Raw genomic sequence first — 15151 nt, forward strand, 5'->3', positions numbered from 1 at the left:
TGATCCGGTTACTCGTCAGCAATGCTTGCTGGTGGCCAGTTTTCCAGGCGCATGCCCAGAGACAGACCACGTGAAGCCAGCACGTCTTTAATCTCGGTAAGAGATTTTTTACCCAGGTTCGGCGTTTTCAGCAACTCAACCTCGGTACGCTGTACCAGATCACCGATATAGTGGATAGCTTCTGCCTTGAGGCAGTTAGCAGAGCGGACAGTCAATTCGAGATCGTCAACAGGGCGCAGCAGGATCGGATCGAATTCTGGTTTCTCTTCTTTCACTTCCGGCTGACGAACATCACGTAAGTCAACGAAAGCTTCCAGTTGTTCTGCCAGGATGGTTGCCGCACGACGAATCGCCTCTTCAGGATCGATTGTGCCGTTGGTTTCCATTTCGATGACCAGCTTGTCCAGGTCGGTACGCTGTTCTACACGCGCTGCTTCAACATTGTAGGCAATACGCTCTACAGGGCTGTAGCATGCGTCGACCAGCAGACGGCCGATTGGGCGCTCATCTTCTTCCGAATGAATTCGGGCAGAAGCCGGCACATAACCACGACCGCGCTGAACTTTGATACGCATGCTAATCGCTGCGTTCTCATCGGTCAGGTGGCAGATCACGTGCTGCGGCTTGACGATTTCAACATCACCGTCGTGGGTGATGTCGGCTGCAGTCACAGGGCCAATGCCAGATTTATTCAGAGTAAGAATAACTTCATCTTTACCCTGAACTCTCACCGCCAGCCCTTTCAGGTTGAGCAGGATTTCAAGGATATCTTCCTGAACGCCTTCTTTGGTGCTGTACTCATGAAGTACACCATCAATCTCAACCTCGGTCACCGCGCAACCCGGCATCGATGAGAGCAGAATACGGCGCAGTGCGTTACCCAGAGTATGGCCAAAGCCACGCTCTAAAGGCTCAAGGGTCACCTTGGCGTGCGTCGAACTCACTTGCTCGATATCTACCAGGCGCGGTTTTAGAAACTCTGTCACAGAACCCTGCATTGTGTCCTCTCTTTGGTACTAAGCTTTACTTGGAGTAAAGCTCGACGATCAGGTGTTCGTTAATGTCCGCAGACAGATCAGAACGTTCTGGCTGACGCTTGAACGTACCTTCCATCTTGCCAGCATCAACTTCCAGCCAGGTTGGCTTTTCACGCTGCTCAGCCAGCTCCAGAGCGGCTTTCACGCGAGATTGCTTTTTCGCTTTCTCACGAATGCTAACAACGTCATTCGCTTTAACCTGATAAGAAGCGATGTTAACAACACGACCGTTTACCATGATTGCTTTATGGCTAACCAACTGGCGTGATTCAGCACGAGTCGCGCCGAAGCCCATACGGTAAACAACGTTGTCCAGACGACCTTCCAGCAGAGCCAGCAGGTTTTCACCTGTGTTGCCTTTCAGACGTGCTGCTTCTTTATAGTAGTTACGGAACTGACGCTCCAGCACACCGTACATACGGCGAACTTTTTGCTTTTCACGCAACTGCACACCATAGTCAGACAGACGCGGTTTACGCGCACCGTGCTGGCCAGGAGCTTGTTCAATTTTACACTTGGTATCGATCGCGCGAACGCCAGACTTAAGGAATAAGTCGGTGCCCTCACGACGGCTCAGCTTGAGCTTAGGACCCAAATATCTTGCCATTTTCTATCTCCAACTAACCTAAAAAACGAGCGTTATACGCGACGTTTTTTCGGCGGACGACAACCGTTATGAGGGATCGGAGTCACATCAGTAATATTCGTGATGCGGAAACCAGCGGCGTTCAGAGCGCGAACAGTAGATTCACGACCCGGACCCGGACCTTTAACCATAACTTCCAGATTCTTGATGCCGTATTCTTTTACGGCTTCTGCGCAACGCTCTGCTGCAACCTGAGCTGCAAACGGAGTGGATTTGCGAGAACCACGGAAACCGGAACCACCGGCTGTTGCCCAACCCAAAGCGTTACCCTGACGATCAGTAATAGTAACGATGGTGTTGTTGAAAGAAGCATGGATATGAGCCACGCCGTCAGAGACTTGTTTTCTTACACGTTTACGTGCACGAACTGGTGCCTTTGCCATTATTCAATCACCCCGATTATTTCTTGATCGGTTTGCGCGGACCCTTACGGGTACGTGCGTTGGTCTTAGTACGCTGACCGCGCACTGGCAGACCACGACGATGACGCAAACCGCGATAGCAACCAAGATCCATCAGGCGCTTGATGCTCATGCTGATTTCACGGCGCAGATCACCTTCAACGACAAATTTGGCAACTTCGTCACGCAGCGTGTCGATTTGTTCTTCAGACAGCTCACTGATCTTAACATCTTCAGCGATACCCGCTGCAGCCAGAATGGCTTTGGAACGGGTCTTGCCGACGCCATAGATCGAAGTTAATGCGATCACAGCATGTTTCTGATCAGGAATGTTAATGCCTGCTATACGGGCCACTATGCACTCCTACTATTTAATATGTACGCACCATGCTGAAAAGCCCGTTTTCAGGATACTCAAATGGAAACGTACAGACATACAAAAGATTGGCTGGCTAATCTAGCCAGCTCAACCCAACTTTGCAAGAAAAATATGCGAAATAATCAGCCTTGGCGCTGTTTATGCTTCGGCTCGGCACTGCAAATCACACGGATGACACCATCACGCTTAACGATTTTGCAGTTACGGCATAATTTCTTGACGGAAGCACGAACTTTCATTTTTACTCTCCGTAACTTCTCAGGCGACCATTTAGCGGCCGTAGCCTTTCAGGTTCGCCTTCTTCAATGCAGACTCATACTGACTGGACATCATCAGAGTTTGCACTTGAGCCATAAAGTCCATAATCACGACAACAACGATAAGCAGTGAGGTCCCACCGAAGTAGAACGGTACCTTCATTGCATCACGCATGAACTCCGGGATCAGGCAGATAAAAGTAATATAAAGCGCACCAACCAAAGTCAGGCGAGTCATTACTTTATCGATATACTTCGCCGTTTGCTCTCCCGGACGAATTCCTGGTACAAATGCACCGGACTTCTTCAGGTTATCTGCTGTTTCACGCGGGTTGAAAACCAACGCCGTGTAGAAGAAACAGAAGAAGATGATCGCAGACGCATAGAGTAACACATAAAGTGGTTGCCCAGGCTGCAAATACAGCGAAATTGTTGTCAGCCAGTTCCAACCAGTACCGCCCCCGAACCATGACGCGATGGTTGCCGGGAACAGAATAATACTGGAAGCGAAGATAGCCGGGATAACCCCCGCCATGTTCACTTTCAGCGGTAAATGTGTGCTCTGTGCAGCATAGACACGACGACCTTGTTGACGCTTAGCGTAGTTCACCACAATGCGGCGTTGACCACGTTCAACGAAGACAACAAAGAACGTCACTGCAAATACTAATACTGCAACCAACAGCAACAGGAGGAAGTGCAGGTCGCCTTGACGCGCTTGCTCGATAGTGTGGGCAATGGCTGGCGGGAGACCCGCAACAATACCAGCGAAGATAATGATTGAGATACCGTTACCGATACCACGCTCAGTAATCTGTTCGCCGAGCCACATCAGGAACATTGTTCCTGTGACCAGACTTACAACAGCGGTGAAATAGAATGCAAAGCCTGGGTTTAATACCAAGCCCTGCATACCAGGCATATTCGGAAGACCGGTAGCAATACCGATCGACTGGAATATTGCCAGCACCAGAGTGCCGTAACGGGTGTACTGGCTTATCTTACGACGTCCAGACTCCCCTTCTTTCTTCAGTTCTGCCAGGGCCGGATGAACGACCGTCAGCAGCTGGATAATAATCGATGCCGAAATATACGGCATGATACCCAGAGCGAAGATAGAAGCACGGCTGAGAGCACCACCAGAGAACATGTTAAACATTTCAATGATGGTGCCTCGCTGTTGCTCAAGCAGTTTGGCAAGTACAGCGGCATCGATACCAGGGATCGGAATAAAAGAGCCAACACGGAACACAATCAGCGCGCCGATAACAAACAGCAGTCTGCGTTTCAGCTCGCCAAATCCACCTTTGGCACTTTGAAAATCTAATCCCGGTTGCTTAGCCATCTGCTACTTATTCCTCAATTTTACCGCCAGCGGCTTCGATAGCAGCACGAGCACCTTTAGTAACACGCAGGCCACGAACAGTTACCGGAGTAGAAACTTCACCAGCCAGGATCACTTTCGCGAACTCGATCTGGATACCGATAATGTTTGCCGCTTTCAGCGTGTTCAGGTCTACAACGCCGCCTTCAACTTTCGCCAGGTCAGACAGACGGATTTCCGCTGTAATCGCTGCTTTGCGAGAAGTGAAGCCGAACTTCGGCAGACGACGGTACAGTGGCATCTGGCCACCCTCGAAACCGCGACGTACGCCACCGCCAGAACGAGAGTTCTGACCTTTGTGACCACGACCACCGGTTTTGCCGAGGCCAGAACCGATACCACGACCCAGGCGTTTACCCGCCTTTTTAGAGCCTTCGGCCGGAGACAGAGTATTTAAACGCATCTCTTACTCCTCAACTTTAACCATGAAGTAAACCGCGTTGACCATACCACGAACAGCGGGAGTATCCTCGCGCTCAACGGTATGACCAATACGACGCAGACCCAGGCCAAGCAGCGTTGCCTTGTGTTTCGGCAGACGACCGATTGCACTGCGGGTTTGAGTGATTTTAATAGTCTTTGCCATGGTCAATTACCCCAGAATTTCTTCAACGGATTTACCACGCTTGGCAGCGACCATTTCTGGAGAATTCATATTTTCCAGGCCATCAATAGTTGCACGAACCACGTTAATCGGGTTGGTGGAACCGTATGCTTTAGCCAGAACGTTATGAACCCCAGCAACTTCCAGAACGGCGCGCATTGCACCACCGGCGATGATACCGGTACCTTCTGAAGCTGGCTGCATGAATACACGAGAACCCGTGTGAACACCTTTAACTGGGTGCTGCAGGGTACCGTTGTTCAGCGCGACGTTAATCATATTGCGACGGGCTTTTTCCATCGCTTTCTGGATCGCTGCTGGAACTTCACGCGCTTTACCGTAACCAAAACCAACGCGACCGTTACCATCGCCAACTACAGTCAGAGCTGTGAAGGAGAAAATACGACCACCTTTAACGGTTTTAGATACGCGGTTAACCGCGATCAGCTTTTCCTGCAGTTCGCCAGCCTGTTTTTCGATGTGAGCCATCTTACACCTCTACCTTAGAACTGAAGGCCAGCTTCACGGGCAGCATCTGCCAGTGCCTGGACACGACCATGATATTGGAACCCGGAACGGTCAAAGGAAACATTGCTGATGCCTTTTTCCAGAGCGCGTTCTGCAACAGCTTTACCTACAGCTGCAGCGGCGTCTTTGTTACCGGTGTACTTCAATTGCTCTGCAATAGCTTTTTCTACAGTAGAAGCAGCTACCAGAACTTCAGAACCGTTTGGTGCAATGACCTGTGCGTAAATATGACGCGGGGTACGATGTACCACCAGGCGAGTTGCACCCAGCTCTTTGAGCTTGCGGCGTGCGCGGGTCGCACGACGGATACGAGCAGATTTCTTATCCATAGTGTTACCTTACTTCTTCTTAGCCTCTTTGGTACGCACGACTTCGTCGGCGTAACGAACACCCTTGCCTTTATAAGGCTCAGGACGACGGTAGGCGCGCAGATCTGCTGCAACCTGACCGATCAGCTGTTTATCAGCGCCTTTCAGCACGATTTCAGTCTGGGTCGGACATTCTGCAGTGATACCGGCCGGCAGCGGATGCTCAACAGGGTGTGAGAAGCCCAGAGACAGGCCTACTGCATTCCCTTTGATAGCTGCACGATAACCTACACCAACCAGTTGAAGCTTTTTAGTGAAGCCTTCGGTAACACCAACAACCATTGAGTTCAGCAGGGCACGCGCGGTACCAGCCTGAGCCCATCCATCCACGAAACCATCACGTGGACCGAAGGTCAGAGCATTATCTGCATGTTTAACTTCAACAGCTTTGTTGAGGGTACGAGTCAGCTCGCCGTTTTTACCTTTGATCGTAATAACCTGACCGTCGATTTTTACATCAACGCCGGCAGGAATAACGACCGGTGCTTTAGCAACACGAGACATTCTTTCCTCCGATTAGGCTACGTAGCAGATAATTTCGCCACCAAGACCAGCCTGGCGCGCTGCACGATCAGTCATAACACCTTTAGAGGTAGAAACAACTGCGATACCAAGACCAGCCATAACTTTAGGCAGCTCATCTTTTTTCTTATAGATGCGCAGACCTGGGCGGCTGACACGCTGAATGCTTTCTACAACAGCTTTACCCTGGAAATACTTGAGAGTAAGTTCCAGTTCCGGCTTGGTGTCGCCTTCAACTTTAAAATCTTCGATAAAACCTTCTTCCTTCAGCACGTTGGCAATTGCCACTTTCAGCTTGGCGGAAGGCATGGTGACCGCAACTTTGTTCGCGGCCTGACCGTTACGGATACGGGTCAGCATATCCGCGATCGGATCTTGCATGCTCATCTGTCTTTACTCCCGTGATTCAATTGGTAATTACCAGCTAGCCTTTTTCAAGCCTGGTACTTCACCGCGCATGGCGGCTTCACGCAGTTTGATACGGCTCAACCCAAACTTGCCCACATAACCATGTGGACGACCTGTTTGACGACAGCGGTTACGCTGACGAGACGGGCTGGAATCACGCGGCAGAGACTGCAGCTTGAGAACCGCATTCCAACGATCTTCGTCGGAAGCGTTCACATCAGAAATGATCGCTTTCAGTTCAGCGCGTTTAGCGAAGAATTTATCAGCTAAAGCTACGCGTTTTACTTCGCGTGCTTTCATTGATTGCTTAGCCATTCAGTAACCCTACCTTACTTGCGGAACGGGAAGTCAAAGGCAGCCAGCAGAGCACGGCCTTCTTCATCAGATTTCGCAGTAGTGGTAATGGTAATATCCAAACCACGCACGCGGTCGACTTTATCGTAGTCGATCTCTGGGAAGATGATCTGCTCACGGACACCCATGCTGTAGTTACCACGACCGTCGAAAGACTTAGCGGACAAGCCACGGAAGTCACGGATACGTGGTACAGCAATAGTGATCAGGCGCTCAAAGAACTCCCACATGCGTTCGCCACGCAGAGTTACTTTACAGCCGATCGGATAGCCCTGACGGATTTTGAAGCCTGCAACAGATTTGCGTGCTTTGGTGATCAGCGGTTTTTGACCGGAGATTGCTGTCAGGTCAGCTGCTGCGTTATCCAGCAGTTTCTTGTCAGCGATCGCTTCACCAACACCCATGTTCAGGGTGATCTTCTCGACCCGAGGGACTTGCATGACAGAATTGTAGTTAAACTCAGTCATGAGTTTGTTAACTACTTCGTCTTTGTAGTAATCATGCAGTTTCGCCATCGTACTACTCCAAATTACTTGATAGTTTCGCTGTTAGACTTGAAGAAACGGACTTTTTTCCCGTCTTCGAATCTAAAGCCTACACGGTCAGCCTTGCCGGTTGCCGCATTGAAGATTGCAACGTTAGAAACCTGAATAGCAGCTTCTTTTTCAACGATGCCGCCTGGTTGGTTCAGGGCCGGAACCGGCTTCTGATGTTTCTTAACCAGGTTGATACCTTCAACAATGACCTTGCCGGAAGACAGGACATTTTTTACTTTACCGCGTTTACCTTTATCTTTACCGGTTAACACGATAACTTCGTCATCACGACGGATTTTCGCTGCCATGATTCGCTCCTTAGAGTACTTCTGGTGCCAGAGAGATAATTTTCATGAACTTTTCAGTACGAAGTTCACGAGTTACCGGCCCAAAGATACGCGTGCCGATTGGCTGCTCACTGTTATTGTTCAAAATAACGCATGCATTACCATCGAAGCGAATGACAGAACCGTCAGGGCGACGAACACCCTTCTTGGTGCGCACCACTACCGCTTTCAGCACATCACCTTTTTTGACCTTACCACGTGGAATTGCTTCTTTGATGGTGATCTTGATGATGTCGCCTACGCCTGCGTAGCGACGGTGCGAGCCACCCAGAACCTTGATACACATTACGCGACGTGCACCGGAGTTGTCGGCGACGTTCAGCATAGTCTGTTCTTGGATCATTTTAGTGCTCCGCTAATGTCAACTACTACCTGAGACTCTAAAATCAGAGCCGTTAAAAAGCCCCATATCGAGGGCGCGGCATTATAACACCGCTTCTACAATATGGGTAGAAAAAATAAACGGCTCATCGCTGAGCCGTTTATTCGTATTGAGAATGCGTACTCTATTACAGAACCGCTTTCTCTACAACGCGAACCAGCGTCCAGGACTTAGTCTTGGACAGTGGACGGCATTCACGGATTTCAACCTTGTCGCCGATACCACATTCGTTGTTCTCGTCATGTACGTGCAGTTTGGTCGTACGTTTGATGAATTTACCGTAGATCGGGTGTTTCACAATACGTTCGATAGCTACAACGATGGATTTCTCCATTTTGTCGCTAACAACACGACCTTGCAGAGTACGGATTTTATCGGTCATTACGCACCCGCCTTCTGAGTCAGTAAAGTCTTAACGCGCGCAACATTGCGACGCACTTGCTTCAGCAGGTGAGTCTGTTGCAGCTGGCCACTTGCAGCCTGCATACGCAGGTTGAACTGCTCACGCAGCAGGTTCAGCAGCTCAGCGTTCAGCTCTTCAACGCTTTTTTCACGCAGCTCTTTTGCTTTCATTACATCACCGTCTTAGTTACAAAGGTGGTTTTGATAGGCAGTTTCGCTGCTGCCAGGCCGAAGGCTTCACGGGCCAGCTCTTCCGGAACGCCGTCCATTTCATAAAGGACTTTGCCCGGTTGGATCAAGGCAACCCAGTACTCCACGTTACCTTTACCTTTACCCATACGAACTTCCAGCGGCTTCTCGGTGATCGGTTTGTCCGGGAATACACGGATCCAGATCTTACCTTGACGCTTAACTGCACGGGTCATTGCACGACGTGCTGCTTCGATCTGACGTGCAGTCAGACGACCACGGCCAACAGCTTTCAGACCGAAAGTGCCGAAGCTAACATCCGTACCCTGCGCCAGACCACGGTTGCGGCCTTTGTGCACTTTACGGAATTTTGTACGCTTTGGTTGTAACATCAGCGACGCTCCTTATTTACGGCCTTTACGCTGCTGCTTTTTAGGTTGAGCAGCCGGTTTTTCCGGTTGTTCAACAGCAGCCATACCACCCAGGATCTCACCTTTGAAGATCCATACCTTAACGCCGATTACACCGTAAGTGGTGTGCGCTTCAGAGGTGTTGTAGTCGATGTCAGCACGCAGAGTGTGCAGCGGTACGCGACCTTCGCGGTACCATTCGGTACGTGCGATTTCCGCGCCGCCCAGACGGCCGCTAACTTCAACTTTGATACCCTTAGCGCCCAGACGCATTGCGTTCTGTACAGCACGCTTCATAGCACGACGGAACATAACACGACGTTCCAGCTGTGAAGTGATGCTGTCAGCAACCAATTTAGCGTCCAGTTCAGGCTTACGAACTTCAGCGATATTGATCTGTGCAGGAACGCCAGCGATATCCGCTACGACCTTGCGCAGTTTTTCTACGTCTTCGCCTTTCTTACCGATAACGATGCCAGGGCGAGCAGTGTGAATGGTTACACGAATGCTCTTAGCTGGACGCTCGATAACGATACGAGATACAGACGCTTTAGCCAGTTCCTTAGTCAGGTACTGACGTACTTTAAAATCGCTGTCCAGGTTGTCAGCGAATTCTTTGGTGTTCGCAAACCAGGTAGAGTTCCATGGTTTTACAATACCCAGGCGAATACCATTAGGATGTACTTTCTGACCCATTGCTAGTCTCCAGAGTCTCAGCGATCGGACACAACCACAGTAATGTGGCTGGTGCGCTTCAGGATGCGATCTGCACGACCTTTCGCACGCGGCATAATGCGCTTCATGCTTGGGCCTTCATCTACGAAAATTTTCGCAACTTTCAGATCGTCGATGTCAGCGCCATCGTTGTGTTCAGCGTTAGCAATGGCAGATTCCAGTACTTTCTTGACCAATACCGCAGCTTTCTTGTTGGTATAGGTCAGGATGTCCAGGGCCTGCGACACTTTCTTACCGCGAATCAGGTCAGCAACAAGGCGAACCTTCTGAGCAGAAGAACGAGCATGGCGATGTTGAGCTAAAGTTTCCATCTCTTCCTCCTACCTTATTTCTTCTTCGCTTTTTTATCAGCAGCGTGGCCGCGATAAGTACGAGTCGGTGCGAATTCACCCAGTTTGTGACCAACCATTTCGTCGGTAACAAAGACTGGAACGTGCTGACGACCATTATGGACAGCGATGGTCAAACCGATCATGTTAGGAAAGATCGTTGAACGACGGGACCAAGTGCGCAGGGGCTTCTTGTCTCCGCTTTCCACCGCTTTCTCTACCTTCTTCAGCAAGTGCAGGTCAATAAAAGGACCTTTCTTGAGAGAACGTGGCATGGCTTATCCTCTAAAATTATTTGCTACGGCGACGTACGATAAATTTATCAGTACGCTTGTTGCTGCGGGTCTTCTTACCTTTGGTCTGAACGCCCCACGGAGTTACCGGGTGCTTACCAAAGTTACGACCTTCACCACCACCATGTGGGTGGTCTACTGGGTTCATCGCAGTACCGCGAACGGTAGGACGAACACCACGCCAGCGTGCAGCACCAGCTTTACCCAGAACGCGCAGCATATGCTCAGCATTGCCAACTTCGCCCAGAGTAGCGCGGCAATCTGCTTCGACTTTACGCATTTCACCAGAACGCAGACGCAGGGTGACATAAGCACCGTCACGAGCAACGATCTGAACGTAAGTACCCGCGGAACGCGCCAGCTGACCGCCTTTACCTGGTTTCATTTCTACGTTATGAACGGTAGAACCAACCGGGATATTGCGCATCGGCAGGGTGTTGCCTGCTTTGATTGCAGCATCAACGCCAGACTGAATCTGGTCGCCAGCTTTCAGGCCTTTAGGGGCCAGGATGTAACGGCGTTCACCGTCTTTGTACAGAACCAGCGCGATGTTCGCGGAACGGTTCGGATCGTACTCAAGACGTTCAACAACTGCTGGGATACCGTCTTTGTTGCGTTTGAAGTCAACAATACGATAAGCCTGCTTGTGGCCACCACCGATGTGACGAGTGGTGATACGGCCATTGTTGTTACGACCACCGGATTTGCTGTTTTTTTCCAGCAACGGAGCAAAAGGTTTGCCCTTGTGCAGCTCAGGGTTAACCACTTTAACTACGTGGCGACGACCCGGAGATGTCGGTTTACATTTAACAACTGCCATTGTATTACTCCTCCGACTTACTCAGCGCCGCCAACGAAGTCCAGGTTCTGGCCTTCTTTAAGGGTGACGTAAGCTTTTTTCCAGTCGCTACGACGACCGATACGCTGTCCGTGACGTTTAACTTTCCCTTTAACAACCAGGGTGTTAACGACTTCGACTTCGACTTCAAACAGTTTCTGCACAGCAGCTTTGATCTCTGCTTTGGTCGCGTCTTTAGCAACTTTGAGAACGATGGTGTTTGTTTTTTCCATCGCAGTAGACGCTTTTTCAGAAACGTGCGGTGCGCGAAGCACCTTCAGCAGACGTTCTTCACGAATCATGCCAGCATCTCCTCAACTTGCTTAACAGCATCAGCAGTCATTACGACTTTGTCGAAGGCGATCAGGCTAACCGGGTCGATACCAGTCGCATCGCGTACGTCAACCTTGTGCAGGTTACGTGCGGCCAGGAACAGGTTCTCGTCCAGCTCACCGGTGATGATCAGCACATCTTCCAGAGCCATGTCTTTCAGTTTCTGTGCCAGCAGCTTAGTTTTAGGCGCTTCTACAGAGAACTTCTCGACAACGATCAGACGATCCTGACGTACCAGTTCGGACAGAATGCTTTTCAGCGCGCCGCGGTACATCTTTTTGTTAACTTTTTGACTGTGGTCCTGTGGACGCGCAGCGAAGGTCACGCCACCTGAACGCCAGATCGGGCTCTTGATAGAACCTGAACGCGCACGGCCGGTACCTTTCTGGCGCCATGGCTTTTTGCCAGAACCAGTTACTTCAGCACGAGTCTTCTGAGCACGAGTACCCTGACGAGCACCAGCTGCATAAGCAACAACAACCTGGTGAACCAGCGCTTCGTTGAAATCACGACCGAAGGTAGTTTCGGAAACAGTCAGCGCGCTCTGCGCGTCTTTCAATACTAATTCCATTGCTATCCCCTTACGCCTTCACAGCTGGTTTAACGATCAGGTCGCTACCGGTAGCACCCGGAACAGCACCCTTAACCAGCAGCAGGTTGCGCTCAGCGTCAACACGTACTACGTCCAGGCTCTGAACGGTTACACGTTCGTTACCCAGCTGACCTGCCATTTTCTTGCCTTTGAACACTTTGCCCGGAGTCTGGTTCTGACCGATAGAACCCGGAACGCGGTGAGACAAGGAGTTACCGTGAGTAGCGTCCTGGGTACGGAAGTTCCAGCGCTTAACGGTACCAGCAAAACCTTTACCTTTAGAGGTACCGGTTACGTCAACTTTTTTAACGTCAGCAAACAGCTCAACGCTAATGTCTTGACCTACGGTGAACTCTTCGCCTTCAGCAAGACGGAATTCCCACAGACCACGGCCAGCTTCAACGCCAGCTTTAGCGAAGTGACCCGCTTCTGGTTTGGTTACACGGTTAGCTTTTTTAGCACCGGTGGTAACCTGAACAGCGCGGTAGCCATCGTTAGCCAGATCTTTAACCTGAGTAACGCGGTTTGCTTCAACTTCGATTACGGTTACTGGGATAGAAACGCCATCTTCAGTGAAGATGCGGGTCATTCCCACTTTTTTACCGACTAAACCAATCATTGTTTCAACCTCTCAATCGCTCGATGACCTGATTAACCCAGGCTGATCTGCACGTCTACACCGGCAGCCAGATCCAGACGCATCAGAGCATCAACGGTTTTCTCAGTTGGCTCAACGATGTCAACCAGACGCTTGTGAGTGCGGATTTCGTACTGATCACGCGCATCTTTGTTAACGTGCGGAGAGATCAGAACGGTAAAGCGCTCTTTGCGGGTCGGCAGCGGGATCGGACCACGGACTTGCGCACCAGTGCGCTTAGCAGTCTCGACGATTTCCGCGGTTGATTGATCGATCAGACGATGATCAAACGCTTTAAGGCGGATACGGATTCTTTGGTTCTGCATGAGACCAGAGCTCCAATTATTTTATAAACGAAAATGATTACTCCTCAAACCCATTACGATTGATGGGAGAGTGTAACCGTTCTTACGTAGCTCCCCGATTGGGAGCATTGTTGAGTAACAAAATTAGCTACTCCGGTTCAGATTGAACCCGCCGTCAACTACGACAAGCCCGCGCATTATACGTAAATCTGAGCAAGACGCAAGTGCCGTTTAGAAATTAAGCGCCAAAGACATGCGATGCGTAGGGCATTCCATTATTTGCAGCAACCTGTCTGCTTTCATCTCTTCTTATGAACCCCTCACGTAATTCCTGTGTACGGACGTTGCTGGCCTTGCATCATGAGAAGAGTATGCACCAAACATCTTTGAGGCTTTGCGTATGCTGACTCCCCTCCCCTTTCTGCTCGTTTACTTCGCACTCTCCGGTTTACTGGTACGTGAAGATATTCGTGCCGGCCTTCTCCCGGATAAATACCTCTGTCCCCTCTTATGGACCGGCCTGCTCTTCCAGCGTTGCCTTCATCCTGACTTTCTTTCGAACGCAGTGACTGGCGCGATGGCAGGGTATGTGAGCTTTGCGATTATCTACTGGGGCTACCGGCTTCTGACTGGACGTGAAGGGATGGGCTATGGCGATGTGAAATATCTTTCGGCACTGGGGGCGTGGCACGGTTGGCACATATTGCCCGCACTGGTGTTAACCGCCGCATTGTTGGCGCTTCTTTACCAGCTCATTCTCGCTTTACCGGCTCCTGATAAACAGGCATTAAAAAACCCACTGCCTTTTGGGCCATTTCTGGCGGCAGCGGGTTTAAGCGTTGGCTGGCAGACGCTGTTTAGTCAGCCACTTTAATCTGGGATTGAAGATAATTCTGCAGACCAATTTTACTGATGAGATCCAGCTCAGTTTCAAGCCAGTCGATATGCCCTTCTTCATCGGCCAGAATCTGGATCATCATATCGCGGCTGACGTAGTCATGAACACTGTCCGCATAGGCAATGGCTTCGCGGAGATCTTTTGCGCCTTCAAGCTCGAGCCTGAGGTCGGACCGAAGCATCTCTTCAACATCTTCACCGATGCCGAGTTTGCCGAGATCCTGCAGGTTAGGAATGCCTTCAAGGAATAAAATACGCTCGATGTATTTATCGGCATGTTTCATCTCATCGATGGATTCGTGGTATTCAACATCGTTGAGGCGCATCAGGCCCCAGTTTTTGAACATTCTCGCATGGAGAAAATACTGATTGATCGCGACAAGCTCATTTCCCAATAATTTATTGAGATAACTTATGATTTTAACATCACCTTTCATTATATAGTCCCTCCGCTTCCACTCATTGAAGCGTAGATCGGGCTACAGGGATGTCAAAAAAAAGATGGGCGCTTACGCAATCTCTTTGTATTCCGGGATCTGCATCAATTCGTCCTGCATGATCTCACGTGCAGCACGTACACATTTACCGCATTGATTTCCCACTGGAACAAATTTGCGAAGCTGCTGGAAGGACTGTGGCTGAAACTGGCGAACGGCCTGACGTATTTTTTTGTCGCTTACACCATTACATAAACAAACGTACATAAAGACTCCCGTTCAAAATATGCGCAAAGTGTAAGTGAGAATGGTTATGATTACAATAGCACAAACACCCGTATACGGGGCGGGAGAGGACGAAAAATGCGAAAATTTGTGACAGACACATAACGGCAGAAAACAAAAAAGGACGCCGAAGCGTCCTTTTTTAATTCAGGGATAAGTAATTAGCCCAGAACTTTAGCAACAACGCCCGCGCCAACGGTACGGCCGCCTTCACGGATTGCGAAACGCAGACCGTCGTCCATCGCGATTGGGTGGATCAGAGTCACAACCATCTTGATGTTGTCGCCTGGCATTACCATCTCAACGCCTTCTGGCA

At 50.2% G+C, this 15151-nt stretch carries 31 protein-coding genes; 1 reads left to right on the top strand and 30 read right to left on the bottom strand.

Annotation, left to right across the window (positions count from 1 at the left end; all coding sequences use genetic code 11):
* Positions 1–8: 8 nt before the first annotated feature.
* The 27 genes from QRN24_RS22405 to rpsJ all read right to left on the bottom strand — a co-directional run bounded on the left by QRN24_RS22405 (position 9) and on the right by rpsJ (position 13237).
* Positions 9–998, bottom strand: a complete 990-nt coding sequence (locus QRN24_RS22405) for a DNA-directed RNA polymerase subunit alpha (RefSeq protein ID WP_002919219.1) — start codon at positions 996–998, stop codon at positions 9–11.
* Positions 999–1023: 25 nt separating this feature from the next.
* Complete coding sequence (rpsD, locus tag QRN24_RS22410; protein WP_004868345.1) at positions 1024–1644, bottom strand: 30S ribosomal protein S4; 621 nt, start codon at positions 1642–1644, stop codon at positions 1024–1026.
* Between the two features lie 32 nt (positions 1645–1676).
* On the bottom strand, positions 1677–2066 hold the full coding sequence (gene rpsK, locus QRN24_RS22415) for a 30S ribosomal protein S11 (protein WP_003863312.1): 390 nt from the start codon (positions 2064–2066) through the stop codon (positions 1677–1679).
* A gap of 16 nt (positions 2067–2082) precedes the next feature.
* Positions 2083–2439 carry a 30S ribosomal protein S13 gene (rpsM, locus tag QRN24_RS22420; protein ID WP_003863308.1) on the bottom strand — a complete coding sequence of 119 codons (357 nt, stop codon included), beginning with the start codon at positions 2437–2439 and terminating at the stop codon, positions 2083–2085.
* Positions 2440–2585: 146 nt separating this feature from the next.
* Positions 2586–2702 carry a 50S ribosomal protein L36 gene (rpmJ, locus tag QRN24_RS22425; protein ID WP_000868187.1) on the bottom strand — a complete coding sequence of 39 codons (117 nt, stop codon included), beginning with the start codon at positions 2700–2702 and terminating at the stop codon, positions 2586–2588.
* Positions 2703–2733: 31 nt separating this feature from the next.
* Positions 2734–4065 (bottom strand): preprotein translocase subunit SecY, encoded by a 1332-nt coding sequence (secY, locus tag QRN24_RS22430; RefSeq protein ID WP_014171896.1) that lies wholly within the window; start codon positions 4063–4065, stop codon positions 2734–2736.
* A gap of 7 nt (positions 4066–4072) precedes the next feature.
* Positions 4073–4507 (bottom strand): 50S ribosomal protein L15, encoded by a 435-nt coding sequence (gene rplO, locus QRN24_RS22435; protein ID WP_003863304.1) that lies wholly within the window; start codon positions 4505–4507, stop codon positions 4073–4075.
* Positions 4508–4510: 3 nt separating this feature from the next.
* A complete protein-coding gene (gene rpmD / locus QRN24_RS22440) occupies positions 4511–4690 on the bottom strand; it encodes a 50S ribosomal protein L30 (RefSeq protein WP_003863301.1) in 180 nt (59 codons plus the stop codon).
* 6 nt (positions 4691–4696) lie between these two features.
* Positions 4697–5197 (bottom strand): 30S ribosomal protein S5, encoded by a 501-nt coding sequence (rpsE, locus tag QRN24_RS22445; protein WP_003863299.1) that lies wholly within the window; start codon positions 5195–5197, stop codon positions 4697–4699.
* 14 nt (positions 5198–5211) lie between these two features.
* A complete protein-coding gene (rplR, locus tag QRN24_RS22450; RefSeq protein ID WP_013099023.1) occupies positions 5212–5565 on the bottom strand; it encodes a 50S ribosomal protein L18 in 354 nt (117 codons plus the stop codon).
* A gap of 9 nt (positions 5566–5574) precedes the next feature.
* On the bottom strand, positions 5575–6108 hold the full coding sequence (gene rplF / locus QRN24_RS22455; protein WP_003863296.1) for a 50S ribosomal protein L6: 534 nt from the start codon (positions 6106–6108) through the stop codon (positions 5575–5577).
* Between the two features lie 12 nt (positions 6109–6120).
* Positions 6121–6513, bottom strand: a complete 393-nt coding sequence (rpsH, locus tag QRN24_RS22460; RefSeq protein ID WP_006178918.1) for a 30S ribosomal protein S8 — start codon at positions 6511–6513, stop codon at positions 6121–6123.
* A gap of 30 nt (positions 6514–6543) precedes the next feature.
* The gene (rpsN, locus tag QRN24_RS22465) at positions 6544–6849 is read right to left on the bottom strand and encodes a 30S ribosomal protein S14 (RefSeq protein ID WP_003863291.1); all 306 of its coding nucleotides are present in this window, start codon (positions 6847–6849) and stop codon (positions 6544–6546) included.
* Between the two features lie 14 nt (positions 6850–6863).
* Positions 6864–7403 (bottom strand): 50S ribosomal protein L5, encoded by a 540-nt coding sequence (rplE, locus tag QRN24_RS22470; RefSeq protein ID WP_001096206.1) that lies wholly within the window; start codon positions 7401–7403, stop codon positions 6864–6866.
* Positions 7404–7417: 14 nt separating this feature from the next.
* The gene (gene rplX, locus QRN24_RS22475; RefSeq protein WP_000729185.1) at positions 7418–7732 is read right to left on the bottom strand and encodes a 50S ribosomal protein L24; all 315 of its coding nucleotides are present in this window, start codon (positions 7730–7732) and stop codon (positions 7418–7420) included.
* Between the two features lie 10 nt (positions 7733–7742).
* On the bottom strand, positions 7743–8114 hold the full coding sequence (rplN, locus tag QRN24_RS22480) for a 50S ribosomal protein L14 (protein ID WP_002919748.1): 372 nt from the start codon (positions 8112–8114) through the stop codon (positions 7743–7745).
* A gap of 166 nt (positions 8115–8280) precedes the next feature.
* A complete protein-coding gene (gene rpsQ / locus QRN24_RS22485; RefSeq protein WP_008503489.1) occupies positions 8281–8535 on the bottom strand; it encodes a 30S ribosomal protein S17 in 255 nt (84 codons plus the stop codon).
* On the bottom strand, positions 8535–8726 hold the full coding sequence (gene rpmC / locus QRN24_RS22490) for a 50S ribosomal protein L29 (protein WP_003863282.1): 192 nt from the start codon (positions 8724–8726) through the stop codon (positions 8535–8537). Before rpmC ends, rpsQ begins: the two co-directional genes overlap by 1 nt.
* The gene (gene rplP / locus QRN24_RS22495) at positions 8726–9136 is read right to left on the bottom strand and encodes a 50S ribosomal protein L16 (RefSeq protein ID WP_002919759.1); all 411 of its coding nucleotides are present in this window, start codon (positions 9134–9136) and stop codon (positions 8726–8728) included. The genes rpmC and rplP overlap by 1 nt, the downstream gene beginning before the upstream one ends.
* Before the next feature lie 12 nt (positions 9137–9148).
* Entirely contained in the window at positions 9149–9850 is a 702-nt protein-coding gene (gene rpsC, locus QRN24_RS22500) for a 30S ribosomal protein S3 (protein WP_000529945.1), read from the bottom strand.
* Between the two features lie 17 nt (positions 9851–9867).
* Positions 9868–10200 carry a 50S ribosomal protein L22 gene (gene rplV / locus QRN24_RS22505; protein WP_002919773.1) on the bottom strand — a complete coding sequence of 111 codons (333 nt, stop codon included), beginning with the start codon at positions 10198–10200 and terminating at the stop codon, positions 9868–9870.
* A 14-nt stretch (positions 10201–10214) separates the two neighbouring features.
* On the bottom strand, positions 10215–10493 hold the full coding sequence (gene rpsS / locus QRN24_RS22510; protein WP_001138117.1) for a 30S ribosomal protein S19: 279 nt from the start codon (positions 10491–10493) through the stop codon (positions 10215–10217).
* Between the two features lie 16 nt (positions 10494–10509).
* Positions 10510–11331, bottom strand: coding sequence for a 50S ribosomal protein L2 (gene rplB, locus QRN24_RS22515; protein ID WP_000301859.1), 822 nt, complete (start codon positions 11329–11331; stop codon positions 10510–10512).
* A 17-nt stretch (positions 11332–11348) separates the two neighbouring features.
* Positions 11349–11651 carry a 50S ribosomal protein L23 gene (rplW, locus tag QRN24_RS22520; RefSeq protein ID WP_000617546.1) on the bottom strand — a complete coding sequence of 101 codons (303 nt, stop codon included), beginning with the start codon at positions 11649–11651 and terminating at the stop codon, positions 11349–11351.
* Positions 11648–12253: a 50S ribosomal protein L4 gene (gene rplD / locus QRN24_RS22525; protein ID WP_000424395.1), complete on the bottom strand. Its 606-nt coding sequence runs from the start codon at positions 12251–12253 to the stop codon at positions 11648–11650. Before rplD ends, rplW begins: the two co-directional genes overlap by 4 nt.
* Positions 12254–12263: 10 nt before the next feature.
* Positions 12264–12893: a 50S ribosomal protein L3 gene (gene rplC, locus QRN24_RS22530; RefSeq protein WP_006178923.1), complete on the bottom strand. Its 630-nt coding sequence runs from the start codon at positions 12891–12893 to the stop codon at positions 12264–12266.
* Positions 12894–12925: 32 nt separating this feature from the next.
* Positions 12926–13237, bottom strand: coding sequence for a 30S ribosomal protein S10 (rpsJ, locus tag QRN24_RS22535; protein ID WP_001181005.1), 312 nt, complete (start codon positions 13235–13237; stop codon positions 12926–12928).
* A gap of 379 nt (positions 13238–13616) precedes the next feature.
* Here rpsJ and QRN24_RS22540 point away from each other — a divergent pair, with 379 nt between their 5' ends.
* Positions 13617–14090: a prepilin peptidase gene (locus QRN24_RS22540; protein WP_050737680.1), complete on the top strand. Its 474-nt coding sequence runs from the start codon at positions 13617–13619 to the stop codon at positions 14088–14090.
* On the opposite strand, the gene bfr is transcribed toward QRN24_RS22540, so the two are convergent.
* The 3 genes from bfr to QRN24_RS22555 form a co-directional block, all read right to left on the bottom strand.
* Positions 14074–14550, bottom strand: coding sequence for a bacterioferritin (bfr, locus tag QRN24_RS22545; RefSeq protein ID WP_014171902.1), 477 nt, complete (start codon positions 14548–14550; stop codon positions 14074–14076). The genes QRN24_RS22540 and bfr overlap by 17 nt on opposite strands.
* Before the next feature lie 72 nt (positions 14551–14622).
* Positions 14623–14817, bottom strand: coding sequence for a bacterioferritin-associated ferredoxin (gene bfd, locus QRN24_RS22550; RefSeq protein ID WP_008503493.1), 195 nt, complete (start codon positions 14815–14817; stop codon positions 14623–14625).
* Positions 14818–14996: 179 nt separating this feature from the next.
* The coding region (locus QRN24_RS22555) for an EF-Tu C-terminal domain-related protein (RefSeq protein WP_072098027.1) at positions 14997–15151 on the bottom strand (155 nt) is incomplete at its 5' end.

Origin of the sequence: Enterobacter sp. MEB024, from assembly GCF_030209635.1 — a bacterium.
GTDB classification, from domain to species: Bacteria; Pseudomonadota; Gammaproteobacteria; order Enterobacterales; family Enterobacteriaceae; genus Enterobacter; species Enterobacter ludwigii.